The sequence below is a fragment of the Flavobacterium sp. NRK1 genome (assembly GCF_024054175.1).
GTDB lineage: Bacteria > Bacteroidota > Bacteroidia > Flavobacteriales > Flavobacteriaceae > Flavobacterium.
In genome coordinates, this window is the sequence record NZ_JAMXLA010000001.1 from 1,002,372 (window position 1) to 1,017,937 (window position 15,566).

A 15,566-nucleotide genomic window follows, 5' to 3' on the forward strand; every position below is an offset into this window, starting at 1 on the left:
CTTCTAAATTTTTTAAAAAAAAAAATATACATGCGTATACTACCTTATAAAACAGCCCCGTTGTCTTTTTAAAAAGGAAATTCCCCCCGTACCTTTTTTATAAAGTATATTTTTCAAAGCAGATATATTAATCTATGCAATTTATTTGAAGGTTTTCTCTTTACTTACATCCACAATCTTAGCCTTAAATTCTACTCCACTTTTCTCGGAAAAATATAAATTATACATCTTATGGTGTCCTGAGCATAACGCAAGCAATCATTCAAACTATAATGTATTTCTCTTAGTAAACCTCAGCAACACACAGCACCACACTAAACACCCCCACTTATTTGTGCAGGCTATGCAGCCTGCCATTATGGATTAATGTTATTCCATAGTGTTATTATTAAACTCGAAAACCTTTAAGTATTATGGTGCGAATTGTAAACTACAAACAGAGACAGGCTGAAGATGGCAAAGAATTCTTTGTATTAGAAATCACTGGTGGAATTGAATTAGTTCCCAGCCAAAGTACAGGCCAATTTTATGCAACAGCTAAGAAAGCCTATATTGCCTCAACCTTTGATGAAGAAACCTGTAAAGCTCTTGTTGGCTCAGAAATGCCAGGAAGTATTATTAAAGCAGAATGTGACCCGTATGAGTACACTATTCGAGACACAGGAGAAGTAATTACCTTAAGCTACAGGTATGTGTATCTTCCTGAGGAAATGAAGAATTTACATGCAAATGTAAATGCCTTTTCCAAAAATGGACATTATGAAGAACTTCGAGAGCAACAAATCTAAAGTGCAATAAGTGCTAAAGTGCCTTTTTATCCGAACATTTATTTTGGTGGTTTTTAAAAACTGCTGAAAAATAGTTTCAGATACAAGCGGCACTTTGGCACTTTTTAATTTTAAAATTATGCAATTAGCAGAAATAAAAGTTTCCTATACTAACCAAAGTACTCAGAGACAAAAGATAATGCATAGTAAAGATATTTACAAAGCAATATTACCCACATGGAACTTAGAGACAATAGAATATATTGAAGAGTCCAAAATAATACTTCTTAACAGGGCTAATGAAATCCTCGGGGTATATGAATTATCCAAAGGAGGTATCTCAGGTACTGTGGTAGATATACGTGTAATCCTTGGAGTAACGTTAAAGTGTAATGCCAGTGCTCTGGTACTGATTCATAACCATCCTTCAGGTAATTTACAACCTAGTGAACCAGATAAAGGAATTACAACAAAACTCAGGGAAGCATGTATGCTATTAGATTTAGCACTTCTTGATCATCTTATAATATCTAAAGAGTATTATTACAGCTTTGCTGATAATGGTACTTTATAAAATTAACCTTTATAGTATCTCTGCTTATATCTTATTTATCAACTATTATTACTCCCTACTATCTCTTTACTCTACTATGTTGCCACTTTTATATTTCCCTATTATAGTAGTAGAAATTGTAAAATGTGTTTAAATATGAAGGAATGGATTAAAGCCTGTATTTAATCTAAATTCTTACTGAATTAAAAATTCAAGATATAATAATATAGCGAAAAGTTGATATAAAACAGATTAAAAAAGGTCTTTCTAATAATCCTGTTCTATTCCTTAAGATAAAACTCAGTAAATAGGCTTGTAACTAACAAATAGCCAAATGCTACAGTTCGAAAGTAAAGAATTCCTGCAACGAGATTTCTAAAGCACTACAAATTTTATATAAAGTAAATGTATTTATACTTGTATTTCCTACTTCTATTCTATTCATATTAGATTTTTCAAAATTGCATAGATGCGCCAATTCAACTTGGGTAATGCTTTTTGATTCCCTAAGCTGTCTAATTCTATTACCTATCTTATTTTGAAAGTCTTGTTTGTTCAACTTTTGAAAATATCTCATTCAAAAGTTGTCATATTTGATAAATAAAAGGTTATCAATATTGATAACCTTACTATATTTGTTTCATTAAAAAATTAAATTATGAAGTATATATATATAACAATCTCAATATTATTCGCCCATGCTTCTTTCGCTCAGTCTGGGATAAATGAAGAAGATATAAAAGCTTTTAAAGATAAAAGTCCATTTAAAGGGGGATTATCCAAAACCAAAGTTCCATTAGATTATAGCATTCAGAAGGAATCAAAAGTCAATGTTGATACTCTTGAGGATAACCCTTTTAGAGAGCAATTAAACAGTTGGGATAGGGTTCATTCAACATCAGAAGCCCAAACTTTAAATGATAATGATATTCCTTACCAAGCAGGAGAAGATAACACTCCACTATTAAATAGTTATAGTAAACAAAATTCAACTGATTGGTCTGGTATTATTATTACAAGTTTATTACTTGTTATGCTTTTACTTGCAGGAATCTTTTTATAAAAACTTTTAAAATAAATCATATGGCATTTATATCACGATTAAAACAATTATCTCAAGGTACTTTAAGACTACTTGTTTTTATTTCATTCCTTATTCCTATAACATTTTTAGTAGCTGCTATGGCAGTAGAGAGACCTGATGTATTTATATTAATATCAATTATAAGTTTCTTTATTTTCTGGATTATAGTGAGGACAGTATTATGGATACAGGATGGCTACAAAGAAGATGCAAAAAAATAGTTTCTCTTTATCACTTCCTGAGGATAACAAACTTTTAACAATTAAAAACTGGATTGCTGATAATAAAGGCTGTTTTCAGTTTGCTATTAAGGAAACTATTTGCAGAAAATGGGATAAATGGCACCAATTTAAAGCTACTCCTTATCCATGTGTATGTACTCAGAGAGATAAATATTGCATTGAACTTGAGTTATACTATGAATTACAAAGGGTAGTTGAAATTTGTGAACAAGGCACCTATTTTGAACAAGCCATTGAAAAGTTTAATTCAATAAATAAGCATGATAAAAATGCTGTATGTTCTTGGGTAAAGAAGTATAAAATGGTAGGTAGGAAATTATTCTTTAGTTCAACTATCACTATTTTGTGCAATGCTGAAGAAAATAACAAACTAATAATACAGCTTAATCCTGATGAGTTTGACGCTGTAATTCGGTTTCACGAGATATTTAATACAGTGTATTACTCCGAAGAATTTCAAACCAATTTTAACCAATAAATATTTAAACATGAAAAAAGTTATTTTACTTCTGATGCTAACAACATCTTTATTTACAATTAGTTGTAATAATGATGATTCAACAACTAATAATAACAATGAAGTTTACCAAAAGTTACTTGGAAAATGGTATCATGGTGAGCCAAGTCCTGATTATAATAGTGCGCTGACTTTTAATTCTAACGGAACTGTTAAATATACATACTGGACAGGAAGTGGCAATAATTATGACAGTGAAACTGGAACTTTCAGTGTTGAAGGGGATGTTATGACAATGGTTTTTCCTGAAACAGTAACATTAATCTTTGTGCAAAAGGTAGTTTTTGTTAATGCTGATAAGGTAGATTTTCAATCTACAGGGAACCCTAATGAAGAAGCTTACGAAGGTTTCTGGTTTAGAGCTGAGGAATAATTATTCTAACTCTATTATTTAATACCACCTTTTGCAGGTGGTATTTTTTATAAAAAATGAAAGAACTAAATCTACCCTTTGAGTTAGGAATGGATTATGAAGAGTTGGAGTTGTATTTAGGAGAGTTTAATAATTTTCTGAATTATATTCCATGCAGAAATGAGTTATTATTCAGTATGGATATACTCAATGGAATTATAATTACCCTTTCAAAAATACAATCTGAGAGTATCACAAACCTACTGTCAGGTTTATTGGGTAACTTCCAAACAATTTCAGAATCAGAATATACTCTCCACACATATAAGACAGGAAAGTTCACTCTTTGTGTAATAATGATAGGAGATGAAATTAAAATAGTCCTATCGAATAAAATACAAGTTATTCAAAAATTACTACTGAGCTTGATTTAAAATAATGGGCTGCTTAAAGCAGCCCTATTATTCTTTATGAAATTAAACAGCACTTTAGCACTTAAGCCCTGAAGAACCTAACCAAAGCCTGAGAATTACTTTTATAATGATAGGTGTTTAAACCCCTGCATACAGCCCAAGTATCAAGCCATTTTTTAAATCTTATTGTGGAAATATTCCTGGATTCTACAGGATATTCACTTCTAAAAGTCTCTATCAAAGTGGTTTTATTTTTTACTACCTGATTACTTTCATCTAACAGAATATTCGCATCAGCAAATTCAACAAAAGATATATCTGTCTCCAGTTTTAGCTTGTTTTCTTTCAAATTTATAGGATTAGAATATAGGATCCCTTCATTTAAATAGTTTTGACAATAGCCTATCATATCCCTATAAAACAGAGACCATTCCTTTAAATCCCAATCATCAAAAAATCTTTGACCAAATTCATCTTGAGGAGTAAAATCACTATCATAATATGGTGCGATTTCTATTTCAACCCTTCTCCTATTGTCTGAGTTTCCACCAGAGCCCTTTACCATATAATTTGAAGTGATAAATAATTTTGGGCTTAAAGTAAATGGAATCGTATATGATGCTTTATACTTTTCTTCTACAGTTAAATCACCAGTCACAACAGAATAAAAATCTTCAAAATTAAATTCAACATTTACGTCATCCAAATAAAGTACCCTGTGAGATAACGACAAATCTTGATAAAAAAATCTATTCCCTTTATGAACCAATCCTTTTCCATCTTTTTCCAGTACAGATGTAACTTTAGATACAGCTTTTCCAATTAGTGACTTACCTGTACCTCCATTAGCCTCACCACTAAAATCTAGTACTTCATCCACTAAAATTACTGCTTTTGTTAAAGTAGAATCTTTGTAACCATGAATAAGATAACCTAATGATGTAGCGAGATAGTTGTATCTGGATGTTTCATTACCTGATACATTAAATAAAAATCTATCAAAACAAGAGGGGACAGGGATATCTTCATACTCAAAACTGTAGTCATGTTCTATTATTTGTTCCTCAAACACATATCCATTGTAGTTTTGATACGATAGAAGTTCCTTTGAATCTTTTGTAACCTTAAGAACCCCGTTTTTAAAAAATAAATAAGCTGTATTTGCATCACAAATATTCAACCTAATTTGTCTGATTGTATCAAATGCTGAAGTGCTTTTTTTACTAATAAAATCCTGTTCTATAAAAGTTTCCCAAACATGATTTTTCCTATCTATATTAAGTAGTTGGTGTTTTACTTCTTGCATAAGTTCATCCGGGAAAGCTCTACTTATGATACTGTTTTGTTTAATTTTGACAAGTTCATAACCCCCTTTAGGCATTTTCAATTTTCTATAACCTTTGCTTTCCCAAAACTTAATCACGTTAGCAAGTTTTATCCTTACGCTAATTCCATTTTCAGTTTGAGTTTCTGTATAGAATGTGGAATTATTTGTTTGTGTTAATTCATTTACATTATTTATTTCCATAAGTTTTATTGTTTAAATAATCAATTTCTTTTTCTCCATATCTGTAAGCAGGGTATTGCCTGATTTTGAAAACATCGGGATACCTCTCACAGTATTTTTCCCCTGACCAATCTTTAACTTTAAATTCATGGTCATGGTAATAAGTTCCTAATTGTTTAAAGAAGATTGGAATTTTATAACTTCTCAGTTGATACATTAAAGATAGGAACCATGTCTTTTCGGTCTTTTCATACTTAAATGGCCCAGAAGAATAACCCGACATTCCGCCTATAACACCCCATTGTATTATCTTCAATTCTTTTTCTGTCAGGAATACTTCTCCAAACAATGGTTCAAATGATACCCATTTTACTTCACAAGGAATTTCTCCAAGTGTATGTATCCTATGAACTGTTTCCTGATATTCTACAGTTACACCAAGCCATACGTGCTTATATTTTTCTCTGCACCAGTCTTTAGGGAGATGGTCTTTTATCCTCTCAGGCCTTTTGGTTAGTATCAAATACGTATGCTGTGGGGTATTTTTAATAACCTCCCAGGCTGCATCTCTCCACTCATCAGCTGCATGATGGAAAAAATCACTCATTGAACAGGTGAAAATCTTCCTGCCTGACCATTGATAAGGTCTGTTAAATTCAACTTCTTGTTTGACAACAACTCTTGAATTCTGACCATCTCTTGTCATAGCTCTATCCATATAACAACCATCGCACGCTTTTGAAACTTTGTTACAGCCTTTCCATGGATTCCATGTTGAATCAGTCCAACTAATTTTTGTTTGTTGAGCCATAATTAACTTTTTAATTTATTTAAGAAATCAGAACTTACTTCATCATTGGATGGTTGTTTATTGCTCAGCATCCAACTAAGTAAATCCTCTTTTTTGAAATAGATCAGTTTGCCATTAGGCTTATAAAAACTGATAGCTCGTTGATGGGTTAGCTTGTACAGCATACTGGCAGAAATATCCAGCAGAGCTAATGCTTCCTTGAAACTGAGAACTTCTTTGGCAAGCCAACCCGGAGTGAGTGTAATTTTTGGAGTATCTTCGATTTGCATCGTAATAGTTTTTAATTCTATCAACAGGGCTTTCCTGTTTTGTACGATGCAAAGATGTAATAGAAGAGAAGCTATAATTCTTTACCATACCTATACGGTATTGTATAGGTATTGATATTGCCTACCTAAAGAATTATAGAATTTAAAATATCATCTAAACGTTCTTTTTGTGAAGGTTTTTCAGAAAAGGATTGTTTAGATTGACGAATGTTTTTAAATAATTTCCCTGAATTGTCACGGAAAACATATTCAATCATTTTATTAATTTCTGTAGTATGTTTACTCTCTAGAAATCCTTGTTCCATTAAAGCATTGATAAAATAGAATAATGATACTTTAGAAGATATTTTATTTTTACCTAGTACTATCCACTTTATACCATCAATAACTTTTCTCTGCGTGAATGCAGCAATGAAATCTTCTTTGGATGATTGAATTAATGCAGGCTCTTCTATTAGTAATTGATACAACAATTCAATTGCAGGAAGAGCATCTTCAGGATTGAGTGCATCCCATTTGAATGAATAAGGAGAGAAGTCCTCAGACACCGATAGAAGAGGAAAGTTTTTATCTCTGGTGTTTCCTTTTATTTCAAAGTATTCAGAATATTCATCCGTAATAAAGTTTACTATAAGAGCTACAGCTTTGGCGAAAATGATCTTTTCAGGATATAAAGAAATAATTTTTGGTTTAAGCTTTAAAAGTGTTGAATATTGTAACTGGATGAATTCTTTCGGGCTACTACCATTCTTAACTATTGAAAGTATTATTTCATTTATGGTATACTTGTAATTTGAAATTTCTTGTATAAGCCTATCAGTTAGAAATTTTTCAAAAGTTAGGGTTATATCTCGTTCATGTGCTGTGCCTTCTTGGTCAAAAAATACAACATTATATATTACAGTGTCGGTTAACGTATCTGTAGATATTACATCATGTTGTGACATTATCTCGTAAAAACTACTTCTGAGAATTTCAATATGATTAAAGTTTACTAAACTTTTAAAAAAATGAAGTGGGTCTTTATTTTCCATATCTCAAAAATATGCAAAATCTGAAAATAGAAGATTAAAAAATGTTGTACCTATGTTGTACCCATATAAAAATAAAAAAGCCTTACATTTCTGTAAGGCTTTGATTTTAAACCAGTGGTCCCACCTGGGCTCGAACCAGGGACCACCTGATTATGAGTCAGGTGCTCTAACCAACTGAGCTATAGGACCAGTTTTGAGGTTGCAATATTACTACTATTTTTTAATCAATGCAAATAATTTTAAAGGATTATTTATCCATTTTTTTAATACAACTCCATTAGCATTGATTATGAAGTTTTTGCAAACCTAAACAATTTCCTGACAAAGCTCTATAAGTACGCCATTAGTAGCTTTTGGGTGCAAAAACGCAACAAGTTTATTATCGGCTCCTTTTTTAGGAGTTTCATTAAGTACTATAAAACCCTCTGCTTTCAGGCGGGTTATTTCTGCTGTAATATCTTCAACATCAAATGCTATATGATGAATACCCTCGCCTTTCTTTTCAAGAAACTTAGCAATAGGGCTATCGGGTGTGGTTGCTTCCAAAAGTTCAATTTTGTTAGGCCCATTCATAAAAAAAGATGTTTTTACCCCTTCGCTGGCTACTTCTTCCATTTTATAAGCCGGTGCACCAAACAGCTTCTCAAAAAGCTGATTAGATGTTTCCAGACTGTTTACAGCTATACCTATATGTTCTATTTTTCTCATTTTGTGTATATTTATTGCTCTGTTTGTGTGCCTGCAAATATAAACTTTATGTCTGCATGCCCGAAACTTTAAACTTTAAACCTTAATCCTTTATAATTTTGAGTATTTTTGCATCATGGAAACAAATAGGCAAAAAAAGATAGGTGCCCTGCTTCAAAACGACCTTGTAGATATATTGCAGGGCGAGATAAGAAAAAATGGCATAAGCAATCTTATCATATCTATATCTAAAGTTAGCGTTACTACCGACCTATCTATAGCAAAAGTATATCTTAGCGTATTCCCTTCAGAACGTGGAGGAGAAATACTTGCTGCTGTGCGCTCTAATGCACCGCTAATTAAACATGATCTTTCACAGCGTGTTAAGCTTCAATTACGTAAAGTACCTAATTTAATATTTTACATTGATGATTCACTGGATCAGATTGAAAAAATTGACCAGGAACTTAAAGGCGAAAATAACCCTATCGCAAATCCGGAATTACTGGACAGAAGAAAAAAATCATAACAGCTAAATTATATTGAGCTTCCCTTTTTACATAGCCAGGCGCTATACTATAAGCCGCAGTAAAAGCACTGCCGTAAATATTATTACGGCAATTGCAACAATAGGCATTATAGTAAGTACGGCAGCTCTTTTTATTATTCTTTCGGTATTTAGCGGACTTAAAGATTACAGTCTTTCATTTACAAATACAATTGATCCTGATTTAAAACTTACTCCATCTAAAGGAAAATCATTTTTTGTAAATCCAAAACAGGAACAGGATATAAAAGCGGTAAAAGGCATTGCAGCTTATAGCAAAATTGCCGAAGAGCGCGTGCTTTTTTATTTTGACGGTAAAGAACAGGTTGCCTCTATGAAAGGGGTTGACAGCCTTTTTACTACGGTTACACCCATAAAATTTAGTGTTCAGGGAGACTGGCTTGAAGCAAACACGCCCCAGGCTGTTGTAGGATCGACTATTGCTAATAAACTCTCACTGGCATTTTATGATTTTAACCGGGACTTCGAGGTTTTTGTGCCTAAGGCGGGTAAAGGCGTGATACAAAATCCTGATGATGCTTTTAATAAATCCCGGCTCATACCTACAGGAGCTTATGTGATAAATGATGACGTTGACAGCAAATATGTATATGTAGATATTGGCCTTGCCCAGGATATGCTTCAGTTTAAAACCAACCAGTTTACTGCATTAGAATTTAAGCTGGCTAAAGGAGCAGACGAAGCCGATATAAGACCAAAGCTGGAATCTATTTTTAATAACACGGTAACACTTAAAAACAGGGAACAACTTAATGATTCGCTTTACAAAATGCTGAATGCGGAAAATTTGGTTACCTACCTGTTTTGTTCTCTGGTTGTAGTGTTAACCTTGTTTTGCCTTGCCGGAGCGCTTATTATGCTTATACTTGATAAAAGAGAAAACATAAAAACCCTTTTTAATTTAGGTGCAGAAGTAAAAAGCCTTCGTAATATATTTTTCTATCAGGGTATTTTTATAACCACTCTGGGTGCAGGTTTTGGCGTAGGTCTGGGCACTGCTGTTGTACTTATACAAAAATACTATTCGGTAGTAATGATAACAGGCAGTATGGCTTACCCCGTAAACTTTAACGTCATGAATATTGTAATTGTACTGTTAACAATATTTGTACTGGGCATATTAGCATCAAGAATTGCTGCCGGAAGGGTTGGCAAAAAACTGCTTAAAACTTCATAAGCCCCATGTTTTAAAATTTGCAATGCTTCCTATATAGTCGGTTAGACTGTTAACGTACAATTATTTAAAAAAATAAAAAATAGTTTTTCAATTCGCAAAAAATAGTTTTCTTTGCTGCATATTCTTTACGAACCATGAAAATTTTTGTTATCCCTATCTGTTAGGGATTACCACCTCAGCACATAAAAATTTAAGGCAATTATAATATTGTCCGGTTCATTATTTCATCAATCTAATCAAAACCAATCAACAAACAAATGACACAGGAAATTAACTCCTCAGGTGCATTATCCCGTTTTTTTGCACTGCTTAAACAATCTCTGAAAGGAGGAAACATAGACTTTACACAAGGCAGCATTCGTCGTGCAGTATTACTGCTTGCTATACCAATGATGCTTGAAATGATGATGGAATCAGTTTTTGCACTGGTAGATCTTTATTTTGTAGGGCATCTTGAAAACAGCAGTTTTGCTGTACAAACCGTAGGCTTAACAGAATCGGTATTATCTGTAATATACTCTATAGCAATAGGAATGAGTATGGCTGCAACAGCCGTTGTAGCACGCCGCGTTGGCGAAAAAGATGCTGTTGCTGCATCTAAGGCCGGTATGCAGGCAATAGTTATTGCCATAAGCATAAATATACTTATAGCCGTTGCCGGATTTGCTTTTGCTACCGATATACTGGTTTTAATGGGCTCATCGAGAGCATCAGCCGAATTTGGCACCCCGTTTATGCGAATTATGATGGGCGGAAGCTTTGTTATTATGATGCTTTTCCTTTTTAACGGAATTTTCCGCGGAGCAGGAAATGCAGCCATAGCCATGCGAAGCCTTTGGATAGCCAATATATGCAATATTATACTGTGCCCTATATTTATAAGAGGCCTGGGGCCAATACCTGCTTTTGGGCTGACAGGAGCGGCTATTGCAACCACAATTGGCCGTAGTGTAGGTGTATTATACCAGCTTTATAATTTATTTAATGGTAAAGGCATACTGAAGGTAGTGGCATCTTACTTTATTCCGGATATGAAGCAAATAAAAGCACTTATAAAAATTGCGGCGCCCGGAATATTACAGTTTGTGATAGCTTCATGCAGCTGGATATTTTTAGCCGAACTGGTAGCCACAACAGGAGGCGATGAAGGATCGGCAGGATACCAAAGTGCTTTGCGTATTATGATGTTTTTTATGCTTCCGGCATGGGGACTTAGCGGAGCCGCAGCTACCCTGGTAGGACAAAATCTTGGCGCAAAGCTGGTAGATCGTGCTGAACGATCGGTTTTTGTTACTGCAAAGTTCAATATAGCCTATATGGCAATTATTATGATAATATGCCTGCTTGCCGCCGACCCAATGATGTGGTTTTTTACTAATAATGCCCAAGTGCATGACATTGCCGTAAAGGCTATAAGAATATTAAGCTCGGGGTATTTGTTTTATGGCGTAGGCATGGTATTGCTTAACGCCTTTAATGGTTCGGGCGATACCAAAACACCTACCTGGGTAAACTTTTTCGGATTCTGGACATTCCAGATCCCAATGGCATGGCTAATGGCTAAATATCTTTCATGGGGACCAACCGGAGTTTTTTGGGCAATACCAATAGCCGAAGCATTAATGACTCTTGCAGCTGTTATTCTTTTTAGGAAAGGTCGCTGGAAACGCATTGAGGTTTAGGTCTAACAATTTTATATTTATAAGAAAATCATATATTTACAAAATATTAAAAACTTAAGCATGATTAAAAAAATACTTACCCTTTTTTTATTAATTAGTTCTTTTCTTTTAAATGCGCAGTCTCAAACAGTAAATTTTGTTACTGCAGGTGGCTCTCTTGATTACACTAACCAACCTATATCCACATCATCACAATCATCACATTCTCAAACCATTTATTACCCTTACGATTTACAATTTACAGGTACAATAAACTCATTAACTTATTTTTTAATATTTAATGTTTCTTTGGAAGGTTCTAGCATCTGGAATGTTAGATTAGGAATGACTACCCAGGAAGAATTTTCAGAAAATGACGGTTTTATTCCTCAGTCAGAATTGACTCAGGTAGTAACAAACGGAACTATAACCGTGAGCGGCACTGAAGTAACAATAAATTTCACAGAACCTTTTGAGTATGACGGTCAAAGCAACCTGGTAATAGACGTAGAAGAAGTCGAACCAGGAAACACAACCAGCAATCTTGCAGGTTTTGTAGGTGTGGAAAATTTTGGCAATCCTCCTACGCGGTCTATAATGAGCTTTAGCGGTGGAGGCGTAGTTAAGGAAAATTCATTTGCTAAAGTAAAGTTTGGCGGTAACCTTGAAAAATGCCTGCCGATGCATACTGTTAACTTTACCGACCTGTCTGCAACCTCAGTATATGCGGAATGGGCAAACCCCGATAACATACCTGCTTTCAGATATAATGTAAGTTTATATGGAGAACCAATACCTGAAACTTATGATATAATCTCGGACAGTAATGTTACCATGAGTGAACTCACACCTGCAACATACTATAATTTAAACCGAAAGGCAGACTGTGATGTAGCTTACACTAATTTCAGTATACAAAGATTTGTTACGAGGCCTTTGGACTTAACAGTACCCAGTCTGATAACTTTTGACGAAGAAAACACTCATAACTATCTACTCCCTATATTTTATAAAGGCAGTGTTTCGGTATCTCCTTATGCAGCGGCTGATAGTTCTGAAAATGGAATGTTATTTTCAGCTCCTTCAAATTATTTGATAACAAACACCTGGAGTTATGACGGAGACCCTTTTGAAAGTAATCCAAGTTTTATAACCAACTCTGTTTTTAGTATAGATCTTACCAATTATACAGGAAATCCCGCTTTTAAATTTGATCTTAAACAAAAAACAGATTCTAAACTGAGATTAAGGATAGATGGCTTTCTGGATGATTTTGTGTATTCTGCTAATCCGGATAATGACGATTTCCAAACAGTTGTTGTTGACCTGTCTGAAAAAACAGGAAAAAAATTTGACATTGTGATGGAGCATGTAGGTCGACGTACACCTGCCGATGCACCTACACAAAACTGCGCTTTTATAGATAACGTAAAACTTGAGGAAGCATGTGGAAGCCTTGCAGATATAACAGCCATTGCGGGCACGTACAATATAACTGTTGACTGGACTAGTGAGGGAACAGAATGGGAAGTTATACATGTACTTCATGGTGAAACCCCTCCAAATTCCGGAACACTGGTGACAGAAAAGCCTTATACCCTGTCAGACCTCTTACCCGCAACCGCTTATGATATATATGTAAGACAGCATTGTGAAACTGAAACATCTCCCTGGCATAAAATTTATGCCTCTACAGATCCTTTAATTATACAGGTTCCTCATGAGGAAATTTGCAGCAGCATTACAGAATATATTTCACCACAATATAATAATAGCTCTGCTATTAATTTTTATAACAACAGCCATATTATACTGAATCAGAGGGAAAAGGGAGATATATGGATAGGTGATAACACTGCTACTGAAGCGGAAGTTTGGAATGATAATAAAGAATTTACAACGGGATTAAAATTAAAAGTTAACGCCGCCAACCTGCTTAACCTACAAATGGTTATAAGAATGAAACAACAGTATTTCTATTCTGCCCAGTCTTCATGGTTTAGAATAACTGTAAACGGTGTTCAGTATGGATCAAGCAGAAATCCTACTCAAATTACTAACGAACCATTTATTAACCTTACATATGATTTATCAGAATTTGTTGGGGAAGTACTCTATATAACCCTTGAGCACTGTGGCAGACGAGGCCAGAGCTTTAGTAATTCCTCTGCAATGGATGCAACGCGAATAGATAATATCTTGTTTACCGGAGATGAAGATCCTGATGCCATTTGTGCTATTACGCCTCCTGTCCTTCAGGATATAACCGACAGTTGCCAGATAGAGTTAGAAGATATTAGTGTTCCGACAGTTACTGACAATTGTGGAAATTTAATAACCCCGGTTACAGACGAAAGTATTTTCCCGATTACACAGCAGGGCACAACAACAATTACATGGGAATATAGCAATGAAGATCAGAATATAACCCAAACCCAAAATATTATTATTCAGGGAATAGCTCCCGTACCCGATATTGCCACCCTGCCGGACTTTACTACGCAATGCGAAGTACAATATGGAAATATAAATCCTCCTACAGCCACCGACAGTTGTGGCAATATATTAGAAGGTACTACTACTGCATCATTTCCAATTATAGAACAGGGAACAACTGAAATTACATGGTTATTTACAGACGCTAATGGGATGTCTGTCAGTCAACAACAAAATATAGTTATTGAAGACACCGAAGCACCTGAGCCTGAAAATGCGACATTACCGGATATTACAGCGCAGTGTTCTGTTGCTTTAAATGATATAACCCTACCTTTTGCTTTTGATTGTGCTGGCCCCACTGTTGGAACTACATCTGCACAATTTCCTATAACCGAGTCAGGAAGTACTGTAATCACATGGACGTTTAACGATGGCCGTGGGAATATATCATATCAGAACCAAAACATAATTATTGATGATACGCAGGCACCAATACCTGTATTGGCAGTATTGCCTGATATTACGGCTCAATGTATTATAAATTCGGAAGATATAATAGTTCCTGAAGCAATTGACAACTGTTCTTCTGTTATTGTTAATACATCTGCACAATTCCCAATAGATACACAAGGCACAACTGTAATTACCTGGATGTATGAAGATGCTAGTGGAAACACAAGCTCACAAACCCAAAACATAATTATTGATGATACACAGGCACCAATACCTGTATTGGCAGTATTGCCTGACATTACAGCTCAATGTATTGTAAATTCGGATGATATAATACTTCCTGAAGCAATTGACAACTGTTCTTTAGTTAATGTTAGTACATCTGCACAATTCCCAATAGACACACAAGGCACAACTATAATTACCTGGATATATGAAGATGCTAGTGGAAATACAAGTTCACAAACCCAAAACATAGTTATTAATGATACTGAGCCACCAACCATAATTTTACAGGATTTTACAGGAAATTTGGATGAAGACGGAATACTTGTATTAAATATAGAAGATCTTGATAATGGCAGTTATGACGATTGTTCTGTTATAACATGGAATATTATTCCCGATTCATTTAATTGCGATAATTTGGGAGAGCAGGTCGCAATAATTACAGCAACAGATTCTAATGGAAATGTTTCTACCGGTACGGCTGTGATAACAGTGACAGATACAAACAATTCTTGTGATGTTACAGCTTCTGAAAAATGGAGTGCCCATAAGATAAAAGTATTTCCTAACCCGGTGAAAGATATGTTATATATATCCTCCGAAATTCAGATAAATAATATCCAGATATTTTCAGTTACCGGACAGCAAGTTTATAATGAGAAGAGTACCGTAACTAATGGTAGTATTTACAGCATATCTTTATCCGGGTTAGCATCGGGGATCTACATTATAAATATCAGATCTGATAAAGGCACGCTTCTTAAGAAAATCATTAAATTTTAAAATCAAAAATTCCTGTTTCCG

The 15,566-nt window shown here is 34.4% G+C and carries 17 protein-coding genes and 1 tRNA gene; 11 read left to right on the forward strand and 7 right to left on the reverse strand.

The window, feature by feature from the left end:
* Nucleotides 1-413 precede the first annotated feature (413 nt).
* Together NHE85_RS04785 and NHE85_RS04790 are read left to right on the forward strand one after the other, a co-directional pair.
* Complete coding sequence (locus tag NHE85_RS04785; RefSeq protein ID WP_252810179.1) at nucleotides 414-788, forward strand: hypothetical protein; 375 nt, start codon at nucleotides 414-416, stop codon at nucleotides 786-788.
* Nucleotides 789-906: 118 nt separating this feature from the next.
* Nucleotides 907-1,341 carry a JAB domain-containing protein gene (locus NHE85_RS04790; RefSeq protein ID WP_252810180.1) on the forward strand — a complete coding sequence of 145 codons (435 nt, stop codon included), beginning with the start codon at nucleotides 907-909 and terminating at the stop codon, nucleotides 1,339-1,341.
* A 316-nt stretch (nucleotides 1,342-1,657) separates the two neighbouring features.
* Here the strand turns inward: NHE85_RS04790 and NHE85_RS04795 are convergent, their stop codons facing one another.
* A complete protein-coding gene (locus NHE85_RS04795) occupies nucleotides 1,658-1,897 on the reverse strand; it encodes a helix-turn-helix domain-containing protein (protein WP_252810181.1) in 240 nt (79 codons plus the stop codon).
* A gap of 81 nt (nucleotides 1,898-1,978) precedes the next feature.
* Here NHE85_RS04795 and NHE85_RS04800 point away from each other — a divergent pair, with 81 nt between their 5' ends.
* The 5 genes from NHE85_RS04800 to NHE85_RS04820 are packed head-to-tail and all read left to right on the forward strand — an operon-like array spanning nucleotide 1,979 to nucleotide 3,949.
* Complete coding sequence (locus tag NHE85_RS04800; protein ID WP_252810182.1) at nucleotides 1,979-2,383, forward strand: hypothetical protein; 405 nt, start codon at nucleotides 1,979-1,981, stop codon at nucleotides 2,381-2,383.
* A gap of 20 nt (nucleotides 2,384-2,403) precedes the next feature.
* Nucleotides 2,404-2,625, forward strand: coding sequence for a hypothetical protein (locus tag NHE85_RS04805; protein WP_252810183.1), 222 nt, complete (start codon nucleotides 2,404-2,406; stop codon nucleotides 2,623-2,625).
* Nucleotides 2,597-3,124, forward strand: coding sequence for a hypothetical protein (locus tag NHE85_RS04810; protein ID WP_252810184.1), 528 nt, complete (start codon nucleotides 2,597-2,599; stop codon nucleotides 3,122-3,124). Before NHE85_RS04805 ends, NHE85_RS04810 begins: the two co-directional genes overlap by 29 nt.
* Nucleotides 3,125-3,134: 10 nt before the next feature.
* The gene (locus NHE85_RS04815; RefSeq protein ID WP_252810186.1) at nucleotides 3,135-3,536 is read left to right on the forward strand and encodes a hypothetical protein; all 402 of its coding nucleotides are present in this window, start codon (nucleotides 3,135-3,137) and stop codon (nucleotides 3,534-3,536) included.
* Nucleotides 3,537-3,592: 56 nt separating this feature from the next.
* Nucleotides 3,593-3,949: a hypothetical protein gene (locus NHE85_RS04820; RefSeq protein ID WP_252810188.1), complete on the forward strand. Its 357-nt coding sequence runs from the start codon at nucleotides 3,593-3,595 to the stop codon at nucleotides 3,947-3,949.
* Between the two features lie 61 nt (nucleotides 3,950-4,010).
* Here NHE85_RS04820 and NHE85_RS04825 read toward each other — a convergent pair whose 3' ends face one another.
* The 6 genes from NHE85_RS04825 to mce all read right to left on the reverse strand — a co-directional run bounded on the left by NHE85_RS04825 (nucleotide 4,011) and on the right by mce (nucleotide 8,257).
* The gene (locus tag NHE85_RS04825; RefSeq protein WP_252810191.1) at nucleotides 4,011-5,456 is read right to left on the reverse strand and encodes a DUF5906 domain-containing protein; all 1,446 of its coding nucleotides are present in this window, start codon (nucleotides 5,454-5,456) and stop codon (nucleotides 4,011-4,013) included.
* Nucleotides 5,443-6,246 (reverse strand): DUF5131 family protein, encoded by an 804-nt coding sequence (locus NHE85_RS04830; protein WP_252810193.1) that lies wholly within the window; start codon nucleotides 6,244-6,246, stop codon nucleotides 5,443-5,445. Before NHE85_RS04830 ends, NHE85_RS04825 begins: the two co-directional genes overlap by 14 nt.
* Before the next feature lie 2 nt (nucleotides 6,247-6,248).
* Nucleotides 6,249-6,515, reverse strand: coding sequence for a helix-turn-helix domain-containing protein (locus tag NHE85_RS04835; RefSeq protein WP_252810195.1), 267 nt, complete (start codon nucleotides 6,513-6,515; stop codon nucleotides 6,249-6,251).
* A gap of 125 nt (nucleotides 6,516-6,640) precedes the next feature.
* Nucleotides 6,641-7,549, reverse strand: coding sequence for a hypothetical protein (locus NHE85_RS04840; protein ID WP_252810200.1), 909 nt, complete (start codon nucleotides 7,547-7,549; stop codon nucleotides 6,641-6,643).
* A gap of 115 nt (nucleotides 7,550-7,664) precedes the next feature.
* Nucleotides 7,665-7,738 (reverse strand) — tRNA-Ile (locus NHE85_RS04845).
* A gap of 117 nt (nucleotides 7,739-7,855) precedes the next feature.
* Complete coding sequence (gene mce / locus NHE85_RS04850) at nucleotides 7,856-8,257, reverse strand: methylmalonyl-CoA epimerase (RefSeq protein WP_252810202.1); 402 nt, start codon at nucleotides 8,255-8,257, stop codon at nucleotides 7,856-7,858.
* 115 nt (nucleotides 8,258-8,372) lie between these two features.
* Between mce and rbfA the strand changes: the two genes are divergently transcribed.
* From rbfA to NHE85_RS04870, 4 genes are all read left to right on the forward strand, one after another.
* Nucleotides 8,373-8,765, forward strand: coding sequence for a 30S ribosome-binding factor RbfA (rbfA, locus tag NHE85_RS04855; protein WP_252810204.1), 393 nt, complete (start codon nucleotides 8,373-8,375; stop codon nucleotides 8,763-8,765).
* 13 nt (nucleotides 8,766-8,778) lie between these two features.
* Complete coding sequence (locus NHE85_RS04860) at nucleotides 8,779-9,981, forward strand: ABC transporter permease (RefSeq protein ID WP_252810206.1); 1,203 nt, start codon at nucleotides 8,779-8,781, stop codon at nucleotides 9,979-9,981.
* 257 nt (nucleotides 9,982-10,238) lie between these two features.
* Complete coding sequence (locus tag NHE85_RS04865; protein WP_252810208.1) at nucleotides 10,239-11,663, forward strand: MATE family efflux transporter; 1,425 nt, start codon at nucleotides 10,239-10,241, stop codon at nucleotides 11,661-11,663.
* 60 nt (nucleotides 11,664-11,723) lie between these two features.
* On the forward strand, nucleotides 11,724-15,545 hold the full coding sequence (locus NHE85_RS04870; protein WP_252810210.1) for a T9SS type A sorting domain-containing protein: 3,822 nt from the start codon (nucleotides 11,724-11,726) through the stop codon (nucleotides 15,543-15,545).
* The last annotated feature ends 21 nt before the right edge of the window (nucleotides 15,546-15,566 follow it).

Bases quoted from the DNA above. Each gene is read 5' to 3' on its own strand.
- NHE85_RS04785 (WP_252810179.1), top strand. From the start codon at position 414: ATGGTGCGAATTGTAAACTACAAACAGAGACAGGCTGAAGATGGCAAA.
- NHE85_RS04790 (WP_252810180.1), top strand. From the start codon at position 907: ATGCAATTAGCAGAAATAAAAGTTTCCTATACTAACCAAAGTACTCAG.
- NHE85_RS04795 (WP_252810181.1), bottom strand. From the start codon at position 1,897: ATGAGATATTTTCAAAAGTTGAACAAACAAGACTTTCAAAATAAGATA.
- NHE85_RS04800 (WP_252810182.1), top strand. From the start codon at position 1,979: ATGAAGTATATATATATAACAATCTCAATATTATTCGCCCATGCTTCT.
- NHE85_RS04805 (WP_252810183.1), top strand. From the start codon at position 2,404: ATGGCATTTATATCACGATTAAAACAATTATCTCAAGGTACTTTAAGA.
- NHE85_RS04810 (WP_252810184.1), top strand. From the start codon at position 2,597: ATGGCTACAAAGAAGATGCAAAAAAATAGTTTCTCTTTATCACTTCCT.
- NHE85_RS04815 (WP_252810186.1), top strand. From the start codon at position 3,135: ATGAAAAAAGTTATTTTACTTCTGATGCTAACAACATCTTTATTTACA.
- NHE85_RS04820 (WP_252810188.1), top strand. From the start codon at position 3,593: ATGAAAGAACTAAATCTACCCTTTGAGTTAGGAATGGATTATGAAGAG.
- NHE85_RS04825 (WP_252810191.1), bottom strand. From the start codon at position 5,456: ATGGAAATAAATAATGTAAATGAATTAACACAAACAAATAATTCCACA.
- NHE85_RS04830 (WP_252810193.1), bottom strand. From the start codon at position 6,246: ATGGCTCAACAAACAAAAATTAGTTGGACTGATTCAACATGGAATCCA.
- NHE85_RS04835 (WP_252810195.1), bottom strand. From the start codon at position 6,515: ATGCAAATCGAAGATACTCCAAAAATTACACTCACTCCGGGTTGGCTT.
- NHE85_RS04840 (WP_252810200.1), bottom strand. From the start codon at position 7,549: ATGGAAAATAAAGACCCACTTCATTTTTTTAAAAGTTTAGTAAACTTT.
- mce (WP_252810202.1), bottom strand. From the start codon at position 8,257: ATGAGAAAAATAGAACATATAGGTATAGCTGTAAACAGTCTGGAAACA.
- rbfA (WP_252810204.1), top strand. From the start codon at position 8,373: ATGGAAACAAATAGGCAAAAAAAGATAGGTGCCCTGCTTCAAAACGAC.
- NHE85_RS04865 (WP_252810208.1), top strand. From the start codon at position 10,239: ATGACACAGGAAATTAACTCCTCAGGTGCATTATCCCGTTTTTTTGCA.
- NHE85_RS04870 (WP_252810210.1), top strand. From the start codon at position 11,724: ATGATTAAAAAAATACTTACCCTTTTTTTATTAATTAGTTCTTTTCTT.